Annotated in this window: 8 protein-coding genes; 5 read left to right on the plus strand and 3 right to left on the minus strand. The window is 61.5% G+C overall.

Annotated features, from left to right (window positions below; translation table 11 throughout):
* Positions 1–56 precede the first annotated feature (56 nt).
* The 4 genes from AC1ATL_RS00630 (at position 57) to AC1ATL_RS00645 (ending at position 6,041) form a co-directional block, all read left to right on the plus strand.
* On the plus strand, positions 57–1,106 hold the full coding sequence (locus AC1ATL_RS00630; protein ID WP_476567709.1) for a carbohydrate ABC transporter permease: 1,050 nt from the start codon (positions 57–59) through the stop codon (positions 1,104–1,106).
* Complete coding sequence (locus AC1ATL_RS00635; RefSeq protein ID WP_476567711.1) at positions 1,103–1,999, plus strand: carbohydrate ABC transporter permease; 897 nt, start codon at positions 1,103–1,105, stop codon at positions 1,997–1,999. Before AC1ATL_RS00630 ends, AC1ATL_RS00635 begins: the two co-directional genes overlap by 4 nt.
* Positions 2,000–2,104: 105 nt before the next feature.
* On the plus strand, positions 2,105–4,819 hold the full coding sequence (locus AC1ATL_RS00640) for a glycoside hydrolase family 2 protein (RefSeq protein WP_476567713.1): 2,715 nt from the start codon (positions 2,105–2,107) through the stop codon (positions 4,817–4,819).
* A gap of 187 nt (positions 4,820–5,006) precedes the next feature.
* Entirely contained in the window at positions 5,007–6,041 is a 1,035-nt protein-coding gene (locus tag AC1ATL_RS00645) for a LacI family DNA-binding transcriptional regulator (RefSeq protein ID WP_432624684.1), read from the plus strand.
* Positions 6,042–6,194: 153 nt separating this feature from the next.
* Here AC1ATL_RS00645 and AC1ATL_RS00650 read toward each other — a convergent pair whose 3' ends face one another.
* Together AC1ATL_RS00650 and AC1ATL_RS00655 are read right to left on the minus strand one after the other, a co-directional pair.
* The gene (locus AC1ATL_RS00650) at positions 6,195–6,815 is read right to left on the minus strand and encodes a YesL family protein (RefSeq protein ID WP_432624683.1); all 621 of its coding nucleotides are present in this window, start codon (positions 6,813–6,815) and stop codon (positions 6,195–6,197) included.
* Between the two features lie 64 nt (positions 6,816–6,879).
* On the minus strand, positions 6,880–7,698 hold the full coding sequence (locus AC1ATL_RS00655; RefSeq protein ID WP_476567716.1) for a hypothetical protein: 819 nt from the start codon (positions 7,696–7,698) through the stop codon (positions 6,880–6,882).
* A gap of 281 nt (positions 7,699–7,979) precedes the next feature.
* Between AC1ATL_RS00655 and AC1ATL_RS00660 the strand changes: the two genes are divergently transcribed.
* Positions 7,980–9,221 carry an AGE family epimerase/isomerase gene (locus tag AC1ATL_RS00660; RefSeq protein ID WP_476567718.1) on the plus strand — a complete coding sequence of 414 codons (1,242 nt, stop codon included), beginning with the start codon at positions 7,980–7,982 and terminating at the stop codon, positions 9,219–9,221.
* Positions 9,222–9,435: 214 nt separating this feature from the next.
* Here AC1ATL_RS00660 and AC1ATL_RS00665 read toward each other — a convergent pair whose 3' ends face one another.
* Positions 9,436–10,938 (minus strand): amino acid permease, encoded by a 1,503-nt coding sequence (locus tag AC1ATL_RS00665; RefSeq protein WP_476567720.1) that lies wholly within the window; start codon positions 10,936–10,938, stop codon positions 9,436–9,438.
* Positions 10,939–11,120 lie beyond the last annotated feature (182 nt).

Here is an 11,120-nt window from a genome sequence, read left to right on the forward strand (position 1 = left end):
AATCTTTCATCGCAATCTTTCGTTAGGCAGAGAAGCAACCCAAAGAGGGGGATATCATGACTGCAGCAGCAGTGGAACCGACCGAGAAGGTCGAGGTTCCCTTCAACAAGCAGCCCCGAAATTGGCGTAAGGCGGGCGTCATCGTCGCCTTTTCCGCGATTCCGGTCGCACTGCTCGTAATCTTCACTTACTGGCCGTTCGGGTCCATGATCGGCTACTCGTTCTACAAGATGAAGTACATCGGCCCACGTCAGTTCGTCGGCCTCCAGAACTACATCGACGTCTTCACCCGTCCTGATACGCTTTCCTCCCTGAAGCTGAGCGTCTACTACATGATCGGCGCGCTGATCCAGGTGGCGCTGGCTCTGTATCTGTCCACCATGTTGGCGTTCAAGGTACGTGGCGGCAACGCGTTCAAGGCCATCTACTTCTTCCCGTACCTGATCAACGGCATCGCGGTCGGCTTCATCTTCAAGTTCTTCTACACCCGCGGATACGTGTTCGACACCGTGCTCCAATGGTGCGGATTCCAACTCGACAACCTGCCATACTGGCTGAAGGACCAAAGCGTGAACAACTGGTCCTTGGTGGGCGCCTCCGTCTGGCGTTACCTCGGCCAGAACGTGATCCTGTTCATCGGCGCCATGATGTCGATCGATTCGACGCTGTACGAGGCGGCCGAAATCGACGGCGCCAACAGGTGGCAGCAGTTCAAGCACATCATCCTGCCGGGCATCAAGACCATCCTGGTGCTGAACGTCATCCTTTCGATCACCGGCTCGCTGTCCGCCTTCGAAGGCCCGTACGTCATCACCTCCGGCGCCAACGGCACCGCCACCTACTTCGTGCGTATGGACCGTCTGGCCCACACCAGCCAGAAGGTCGGCCTGGCATCCGCCATGGCAATCGTCCTGCTGATCATCATCCTCATCTGCGCGTTGCTGCAGAACCTGTTCTTCAAGTACGTGTTCAAGGATGCCGATGACGGCGTGGAGAAGGCAAGGAAGCAGGCGGCCAAGATCGAGCGCCAGCGCGCCCGCATGGCCAGGAAGAACGCTTCGGTCTTCAAGAACGGACCGAGCAACAAGGAAAAGGCGGTGGCATGATGACTGACGCAGTCGCACTCGCTAAGGAACGTTCCGCAGCCAAGACCGCGGGCTTCTGGTACAGGTTCAAAATCGGAGTGGCCGTATTCCTCAAGTATTTCTCGCTGATCTTCGTCGCGTTCATGATGCTGCTGCCATTGGTCAGCTGCTTCGTGACCGCAGCCAAGACGGACAAGGAATACCAGAGCACGTCCGTCATGGACATGCCGAAGAACTGGTTCAACTTCGACAACTACGTGCAGGCGTTCGTCACGTCGAACATGGCGGTCGCCTTCCGCAATTCCATCATCGTCGTGGCGGTGGTCCTGGTGGTCACCACGATCATCGGCACCATGCTGGCCTACGTGCTGAGCCGATTCCAGTTCCCCGGCAACGGCCTGATTCGTGGCATGTTCACCCTTGCGGCACTGCTTCCGGGTATCGCCATGCAAGTCGCGCTGTACAAGATGATGGTCAACTTCCACGCCGTCAACACAATGTGGGGCTACATCCTGATGATGTGCGGCACCGACGTGATCTCCATCTACGTGTTCATCCAGTTCTTCGAGAACATCTCGATCTCCTTGGATGAGGCTGCCATCATGGACGGCGCCTCCTACTTCACCGTCTACTACAAGATTCTGCTGCCGCTGCTGAAGCCGGCAATCGTGACCTGCGCCATCCTGAAGGGCGTCGGTGTGTACAACGAGTACTACGCCGCCAACCTTTACCTGCAGGACGCGAATCTGAAGACCATCGCCATCGCGCTGTACTCCTTCACCGGCCCGATGGGCAGCAAGTACAACCTGATCTGCGCCGGCGTGATCATCACGCTGCTGCCGATGCTGATCCTGTTCCTGATCTTCCAGAAGCAGATCTACAGCGGCATCGCTGCCGGCTCCGTGAAGGAATAAAAAACGTAACCTCCAACTTCCTTTTTCCATAACCAAGGGCCGCGCCAAGAGTCACATCGCGGTGCGGCCCTTTCCTTTTCAGAACATTTGTTAGAAGGATTCACTATGTCTCACATTCCCAGCACGTTTGCACCTCTGAACGAGGGTTGGACGTTGACCGCCGTCAACCCGGAAGCCGCTCCCGAAGCACTGCGCGCGACGCTCGCCGCAGGCATTCCGGCCACTGTGCCGGGAGAGGCCACGCTTGACCTGCTCAACGCCGGTCTGATCGACGACCCGTTCGACGGCGACAACGAGAACAAGCAGCAGTGGATCGGCGATGTCGATTGGCGATTCACCTGCCGTTTCGATTGGCAGGACGACGGCTCCGACCGTCACGACCTGGTGGCCTACGGCCTCGACACCATCGCCGGCATCGCATTGAACGGCCGCCCGGTCGCCTCCACCCGCAACTTCCACCGTTCCTACCGTTGGGACGTGCGTGGTCTGCTCAGGGACGGCGCCAACGAGCTGACCGTCACCTTCACGTCCCCCGTGCGTGAATCCGACCGCATGGAACAGGCCCGCGGCTACTATCCGCACACCGAGCACCACGCCTTCAACCAGATTCGCAAGCCGAGCTATTCCTTCGGCTGGGATTGGGGCGTCGACGTGGCCAACGCCGGTATCTGGCGTGAGATCGGCATCGATTCCTGGTCCGGCGTGCGCATCGCCTCCGTCCGCCCGCTCGTCGACGTCGCCGCCGACGGCACCGGACTGCTCAGCGTGCACGTCGAAATCGAACGCGCCGGCAAGGGCCGCGTCATGTCCCCGTACGATTCCCATCCGGTCCGTCAGGCTGTGCCGGTGCACGCCGAAATCTCCGGTTTCGGCACGAAGCTGTCCGCTGACGGTGTCGTCGCCGAAGGCCGCAACGAGGCCGTGCTGACGATCGCCGTGCCGGAAGCGAAGCTGTGGTGGCCCGTCGGCTACGGTGACCAGCCGCTGTACGACGTCGCCGTCACCGCCGGCGACGCGGCCGAAGCGTCTTGGAACGGCCACGTCGGTTTCCGCACCGTGCACGTCGACACCCGCGCCGACGAAATCGGCCGTCCATTCCAGATCTACATCAACGATGTGCCGGTGCACGCGCACGGCTACAACTGGATTCCGGACGACGCCTTCATCTCCCGCGTCACCAAGCGCGATTACGAACGCGGCATCCGCGACCTGGTGGAATCCAACTCCAACATGGTGCGCGCCTGGGGTGGCGGCATCTACGAATCCGATGAGTTCTACGACCTGTGCGACAAGTACGGCATCATGGTGTGGCAGGACTTCATGCTGGCCTGCGCGGCCTATCCGGAGGATGCCGAAACCAAGGCCGAGGTCGAAGCCGAGGCCCGCGAGCATATCACCCGCCTGTCCGAACACGCCAGCCTCATCGTCTGGAACGGCTCCAACGAGAACTACGTGGCCTACTCCGAATGGGGTGGCTACAAGCAGGCCCTGCGCGACGACGATCGTCCAGCCAACGAATACGGCTACGGCGAGAAGCCGTGGGGCGACTACTACTATTCCGAACTGTTCCCGTCCCTGCTGGCCGAACTCGACCCGGCCCGCTCCGCCTACCTGCCGAGCTCTCCGATGAGCTTCACCAAGTTCACGGGCGCCAACCTCGACACCGACGGCACCATGCACATCTGGGATGCCTGGAACCGCGCCGACTACACCGTCTACGCGCAGTACACCCCGCGCTTCGCCGACGAATTCGGCTACCAGGCGCCGCCGGCATGGAGCACCCTCACCGGTGCCGTGCATGACGACAAGTTGGAACCGTTCGGCAAGCAGATGCTCGTGCATCAGAAGGCCTCCGGCGGCAACTACAAGCTCGCCCGCGGCATGCGCTCGCACATCACCCCCGGCCATCTTGACGACGTGAGCTTCGGTGGCGTGGTCAACGGCAAGCCGTCCGACGGCGAGCACAGCTGGCTGATCCCCACCGACAACTGGGCCGACATCGAGGACTGGCACTGGGCATGCCAGTTGCAGCAGGCGCAGGCCATGCGCTTCGGCGTGGAGCATATGCGCTCCCTCGAGCCGGTGAACGCGGGCGCGCTGATTTGGCAGCTGAACGACGACTGGCCGGTCGTCTCCTGGGCCGCGGTCGATTTCAACGGCCATCGCAAGCCGGTGTGGTACGCCTCCCGCGACTTCTTCGCACCGCGTTTGGCCACCATCCAGCCGCGTGTCTCCGAGGAGTACCGCGCGACCCACAGCTGGGAGGGCGTGAAGACCGCCAACGACCACTATGAGCTGATCGTGCTCAACGACACCCGCGAGGCGTGGAAGGGTTCCTGGAAGGTCGAGCGCGTGACCCTGTCCGGCAAGGTGCTCGCATCCCAGACCTTCGATGACGTCGAACTCGGCGCGGTCTCGCACATCGGACTGCCGCTCGACGAGGACATCGTCTCCTATGCGGACGCCGGCAGCGAGCTGGTCGTGGCCACTTCGTCCGACGGCGCCTTCGCCCGCGTGGTCTTCAATCCGGCCGAAATCATCGACCAGAAGCTCGCCGCCCCCGCCGACGCGTTCAAGACCTCCGCCAAGGCCGTCGAAGGCGGCGTGGAGCTCACGGTCACCGCCGAAAGCTACGTGCGCGACCTGTTCTGCATGGTCGACAAGGTCGATGCCAAGGCGACCGTCGACGAAGGCATGGTCTCCCTGTTGGCCGGTGAAAGCGTCACGCTGCACATCGCCACCACCGCGACCGCCGATCCGGACGCGTTCGCCGCGGCAAACGTGCTGCGCAGCGCCAACGATCTCAAGCGGGAGTGGTGATTGCCGGAAAGGGATTTCCTTTCGCCGTCTTCGCTTCGGTGAGGACGATCGTATGAACGCCGTCGATGCTCCGGAACAAGCCTTGGAAGGCCAGTCCCAGAGCATCGACGGCGTTTGTGCTGTATGATGGAGATGAATCGGTTAAGTGGCTGATTTTTCTAGCGTAAGTGTGTGTAAGGAAACGGGAATGCCTATCCAGAAAAGCAAAGTGACGATTTTCGACGTTGCCAAGGCATCCGGCGTTTCCAGCAGCGCCGTCTCGTACGCCCTCAACGGCAAGCCGGGAGTCTCCGACGAGACCCGCGCCAAAGTACTGCGGGTGGCCCACGAATTGGGTTGGAAGCCCAACGGCGCGGCCCAAGCGCTGGCCAAGGCGAAGACGCAGCGCATCGGCCTGGTGCTGGATTACGATCCCGAACTGCTGTCCGTCGAATCCTTCATGATGGAGCTGATCTCCGGCCTCGGCGCCGAACTGGAGAAGCACGACTATTCCATTCTGATCCGCATGGCCGTCGGCGAGGACGCCAAACTGTCGATCATCAAGGACTGGATCGCCACCGGCAACGTCGATGGTCTGCTGCTGGTCAACGTGGAGCTCGGCGACCCGTGCGTCTCCCTGCTGGAGAAGACTCCTGACGTGCCGGTTCTCGCCATCGCCGACGCCTCCGTGGCGGGTGGTCTGCCGAGCCTGTCGAGCGCCGACGCCGATGCCGTACGGCAGGCGGTGCAGTATCTGTACGATCTGGGGCATCGCCATATCGCGCGTGTGGGTGGTCCGGAAGCGTTGGCCCACTCGTATATCCGCGATGCGGCGTTCGCCGACATGGCCGCCGAATTGGGCATACGGTACCGTTGCCTGCATACCGACTACACGCCCGAATCCGGGCGTGAGGCCACCAATCGTCTGCTGGGCTTCGACGAGCATCCGACCGCCATCATCTACGACAACGACGTGATGGCGCTGGCCGGCCTCGGCGTGGCCAACGCGCGTGGCATCGCGGTGCCGGACGAGCTGTCGCTCATGTCCTGGGACGATTCCTTCATGTGCACCGCGGCCTACCCGAATCTGACGGCCATGGGCCGCAACGTGGTGGACACCGGCAAGACGGCCGCGCAGCTGATGCTCAGGCTCATCGATGGCGAGAAGCTCGGACACATCAAGGAGGATCCGTACGAGCTGCGTGCGCGTGCCTCCACCGGTCCCGCGCCTGCGGGTCGCTGAACGCGCGGTGACCATGCGAGGGCGTGGGGCCGTGCGGAAACGCGGGAATGCGAAAAACGCCGCATGGCCGATATGGTCGTGCGGCGTTTTTTGTTTTATGTTTCTGCTTTGCGCGTAGGTTTTCGGACGGGATTCGCGGGATTCGGACGGAATCTAGTCGAGCGAGAAGGTCTTGCGGATAAGCCTCATCTGTACCCAGAAGCTGGCTCCGGCACCGACGAAGATCCACAGCAACGGCATCAGCATCAGCGTCTGCTCCGGCGCAATCAGCACCACGATGATCGGCCAGATATCCAGCAGGAGCGCGGCGAAGGCGATATGTGGCCGACCCAAGGCGAGTCGGGCGGATTGCACAAGCTGTTCGCCGACGCTCAGCTTGCTGCGCCCGGTCAAGGGCAGCACGAAGGCCAGGGCCGAGCCAACGATCGCGATGACCACGACGGTAACGCCGTAGAGGACGGCCACGGCATCGGTGGATTGCTTCGACAGGTACCACAGGTCGAACAGCGCCAGTCCGCAGAACGCGGCGATCACCGCGGTCAGGGCGAGCGTGGTGGGAAAGCGGCGCTTGAAGGCCGACCAGAAGCTGCGGAAGATGCCTTTGCAGGAATCGCTCTGCAGCTCGCGCACCACTTCGCAGGCGGCCGCGGTCGAGGCGCCTATCGTGACGACGGGAATGGAGCAGACGGTCCAGGCTATGCTGACCATCGCCATATCTCCGACGTTGCTCATGAAGTCGTTGAATGGATTGTCCTGACTGAAAATGTTGGCCATGGTCTCCTCCGTGGGTGGATGTTGCTGATGTGGCTGGATGTGGCGCCGGTAGTTGTCGGAGCCGTCATGCGCTGAGATAGTCGATGAGCCGTTGCGTGGTCGTGCGGTTCGGCGATTCCTGCACGATGCCGATCAACGCGTTGGATTTGGCTGATTTCAGCCGATTCCATTGCCGGAAGCCGGTCATCGAAAGGCCGAACGGCTCGGCCTTGCCTTTGCCGCCGCCGTCGAAATCGGGATCGTCGGAATCCTTGAAGCCCTTCATCGTGACGAAATCGCCGGAAAACGACGTGCGCTGCCGCTTGGTCAGCGACGAATCGAGATTGGTCATATAACCGTAGCCGGACAGCTGTTTGAAGGTCTTCGGTGTGGCCACGATCGCGTCTATCTCATGATTGGCGATCATGGTCTGCAGCTTGCTGATGCCGTTCTCGTCGCTGGAAAAGTAGGTGTCGATGAGCACTCCGCCCTTGCGACCTTCCGGCAGGTCCAGCCGTTTCGCGACCTGCGACTGCAGGTTTGCCGCCTCCTGCTGGCTGACCGCGTCGTCGAACACCGCCACGTACAGTTTCGGCCCCGGTGCGGGGAGCAGCACCTGCGCGGCAATGTACACGACCACGCACACGATGGCCGCGACGACCACGGTGCGGGCCAGCAGTTGCTCGCGGAAGTACCTCCATTTGCGGTTCCATGGCAGTTTCCGCAACGTTTGGATGCGTGATTTGCCTTGGTATTCGTTGGCTGAGGAAAGTGTGTTGATGGCGTCGGCCTGTCGGCTGTCGATTTCGCCGCCTTTGAATGGTGTGGACGATTCCATGCCCGCTTCCGCCTCCCTGCGTTGCTGCGATGTCTCGTTGCTGCGATGCCTGCGATGGCCTGCCATCCATGCGGCGGCCCACGTTGCTATCGACCACTATAGAACATAAGCTTAAGAAAACCTTAAGCGATTAAGTAACAGCGCGTGTCGCGGTTGCGGCTTAAGCGCTTAATCATTACAGTGGGGTGCAGCGGCGAGGGAATATGACGAAGTTTCCCAAGCGCATAACCGAACAAGGTGCGAACGCAAGGGGTGCATGCACGTGTGACGTGCCGCTCAAAGGCGCGCCGGAACGTGCGTTGCGAAATCCAAGTGCGCAATCGCAGGAAATCAGGAAAGGATTTGACATGGCTGTCGAAGACAAGAAATACCAACTGGGAACGGCGGAAAACAAAGCGTTCCTCGACGCGGCCCGCGACAATCTGCTGAACTTCGGCACGAAGTTCCCGGCTCCCGACGGAAGCTCCTACTGGCTGGGCGACGACGGCACCCCGTGGAAGGACCGCAATCGCGCCACTTGGATCACCTGCCGTATGACCCACGTGTACTGTCTGGGCGCCTTCGTCGGCTTCCCGGGTGCCGAGGAGCTGGTTGACGCCGGTCTGAAGGGACTCAAGGGCGCGCTGCATGACGATGTCAACGACGGCTGGTATCCGGAAATCACCCCCGAAGGCGGCTACACGCCCACCAAGCAGTGCTACGCGCACGCCTTCGTGCTGCTCGCATCCTCCTCCGCGACCCTGCTTGGCCGTCCCGGCGCCGCCGAACTGCTCGACCACGCCGAAAAGGTCTTCCTCGACAAGTTCTGGGATGACGAGACCGGCCTGTCCGTCGATACGTGGAACACCGAATTCACCGAACTCGACCCGTACCGCGGCCTCAACGCCAACATGCATTCCGTCGAGGCGTTCCTTGCCGTGGCCGACGTGACCGGCGACGAGACCTGGCGCAAGCGCGCAGGCCGCATCATCGAACACGTGCTTGGCTGGGCGAAGGCCAACAACTGGCGCATCCCCGAGCACTTCCATTCCGATTGGTCACTCGACCTCGAATGCAACCGTGAGAAGCCGGACGACCAGTTCAAGCCGTACGGCGCGACGCCGGGCCACGGCATCGAATGGGCCCGCCTGATCACCCAGTGGGCCACCAGCACCTATCCGTCCGATCCGGCGGCCGCCGCCCCGTACATCGACGCCGCGGAACACCTGTTCAACCGCGCTGTCGAGGACGGATGGAACGCGGACGGCGCGCCCGGCATCGTGTACACCACCGACTGGGACGGCAAGCCCGTCGTGCACGACCGCATGCACTGGACGCTGGCCGAGGGCATCAACACGTCCTCCACGCTCGCCCGCGTGACCGGTAAGGAATCGTACGCCAAGTGGTATTCGACGTTCCTTGAGTACGCGGACAGCACGGTGATGGACCATGTCAACGGATCCTGGTTCCACCAGCTCGATCGCACCAACCAGCCGATCGGCACCGTGTGGCCGGGCAAGTCCGACCTGTATCACGCGACACAGTCCATGATGATCCCGCTGCGCGATCCGAGCCTGTCCATCGCTCCGGCGGCCAAGAAGCAGGGCTGAGTCTTCATTTGCGATGGCTGATTGGCCGTGTGTGACCGGTTTGGGTTGCGTGCGGCTGGTCAGCCGGCAAAGGCAAAAGCAAAGGTAAAAAGAAACGGCCTTCCCGTCCGTATGTTGTCGCCGCAATCGGATCGATCGATACGGTTTGCATACGGATGGGAAGGCCGTTTTGCGTTGCTTATGGACGCTTTCTGCGTTTAAGCGGACAGCTCGGTCATTCGGCGTCCGCCGCGGATGCCTCCGTCTGCTTGCGGCCGGCCTGCGTGAGCTGGTACGCGGCGAACAGCACCGCCAGCCAGATCACGCCCGCCACCACGGCGATGCGATAGCTCGCGGAGAAGCACATAAGCACCACGACCAGCAGCATGAACGCGATCACCACATACGGCGTCACATTGGCGAACGGCAGCTTGAATGCGATCTTGTCGAGCGCCTCCTTGCCCTTCAATCCCTTCAGCTCGGCCGGACCGTCGCCGGCGGCCACCACGCGACGGAACTTGATTTCCGTGACCATGATCATGATCCAGTTGATCGCGGCCGCGATCGTGGCGATCGACATCAGATAATTGAACGCGAATTCCGGCCATACGAACACGACGACCACGGCGATCGCAATAATGATCGCGGAAGTGACGACGCCTCCGACCGGAACACCCTTCTTGCTGAGCTTGCCCAGGTAAGCCGGGGCGTTGCCCTGCTTTGCCAGCGAATACAGCATGCGGGAGTTGGCGTACAGGCCGGAATTGTAGACGCTCATCACGGCGGTCAGGCACACGAAATTCAGAATGCCGGCGGCCGCATGCACACCGACCGAATCGAAGATCTGCACGAACGGGCTGGAATCGCCGTCGATCTTGCTCCACGGAATCACTGCCATGATCACGCCGAGCGCGCAGATGTAGAAAACGAGGATACGCCAGATGATGCCGTTCGTGGCCTTCGGAATGGTGGTGCGTGGATTCTCGGTCTCGCCGGCGGTGATGCCGATGAGCTCGGTGCCACCGAAGCTGAACATCACCACGACCAGCGCCATCATCAGACCCGTCCACGTGCCGTCGGCGTTGTGGGTCATCAGGCCGTGGGGCAGGAATCCGCCGTCCACGGTGAACCAGTTGGCGAAGCTCGCGCGAATGCCCGACGCGGTCGGCACGTTGGCGATGATCACATACAGGCCGCCCAGAATCATGGCGATCACGGCCACGATCTTGATGATGGCGAACCAGAACTCGAATTCGCCGAACTTGTTCACGCCCATGAGATTCAGCGCGGCGATGGCCACTAGGAACACTGCCGCCGAAACCCACTTCGGAATGTTCGGGAACCAGTAGTTCACGAACGAGCCGACCACGGACAGCTCCACCATGGCCACAAGCACGTAGTTGAACCAGTAGTTCCAGCCGGAAATGAAGCCCGCGCGCTTCGACCAGTAGCGCGTGGCATAGTAGCTGAACGCGCCGGCCTTCGGATCCTCCACGGCCATTTCGGACAGCGCGCGCACGATCATGAAGATCGCGAGGCCGCCGACCAGATAGGCGAGCAGAATGGACGGGCCGGCCAGCTGGATGGACTCGCTGGAGCCGTAGAACAGGCCCGTTCCGATGGCGCCGCCCAGCGCGATCAGCTGGATGTGGCGGTTTTTCAACGATTTGCGAAGTGTAGGTGGAACCGGCACGTCGTCGGTCTCACGCGGCTTCTTTGCGGCGGTGACGTCGCTCATGAATGTTTCCTCTTCTCTTTTTGCTTGCGATTCGTCCTTCGTGGGGACTGCTTTTGATTGTAATGTCATGCGATGCGCGGAACAGTGCGATGTCCGCTTTGGGCGGGCTGGTTTTGCCTGGTTTTGGATGGGATGGTTTGGTTGGCATAGGCGGGCTCGGGGGAATTTCGATTGCGGCTTGG

Source organism: Bifidobacterium sp. LH_743 (assembly GCF_056355775.1).

What these genes read in the sequence shown, in the direction of transcription:
- AC1ATL_RS00630 (WP_476567709.1), top strand. Translation starts at nt 57, where the DNA reads ATGACTGCAGCAGCAGTGGAACCGACCGAGAAGGTCGAGGTTCCCTTC.
- AC1ATL_RS00635 (WP_476567711.1), top strand. Translation starts at nt 1,103, where the DNA reads ATGATGACTGACGCAGTCGCACTCGCTAAGGAACGTTCCGCAGCCAAG.
- AC1ATL_RS00640 (WP_476567713.1), top strand. Translation starts at nt 2,105, where the DNA reads ATGTCTCACATTCCCAGCACGTTTGCACCTCTGAACGAGGGTTGGACG.
- AC1ATL_RS00645 (WP_432624684.1), top strand. Translation starts at nt 5,007, where the DNA reads ATGCCTATCCAGAAAAGCAAAGTGACGATTTTCGACGTTGCCAAGGCA.
- AC1ATL_RS00650 (WP_432624683.1), bottom strand. Translation starts at nt 6,815, where the DNA reads ATGGCCAACATTTTCAGTCAGGACAATCCATTCAACGACTTCATGAGC.
- AC1ATL_RS00655 (WP_476567716.1), bottom strand. Translation starts at nt 7,698, where the DNA reads ATGGCAGGCCATCGCAGGCATCGCAGCAACGAGACATCGCAGCAACGC.
- AC1ATL_RS00660 (WP_476567718.1), top strand. Translation starts at nt 7,980, where the DNA reads ATGGCTGTCGAAGACAAGAAATACCAACTGGGAACGGCGGAAAACAAA.
- AC1ATL_RS00665 (WP_476567720.1), bottom strand. Translation starts at nt 10,938, where the DNA reads ATGAGCGACGTCACCGCCGCAAAGAAGCCGCGTGAGACCGACGACGTG.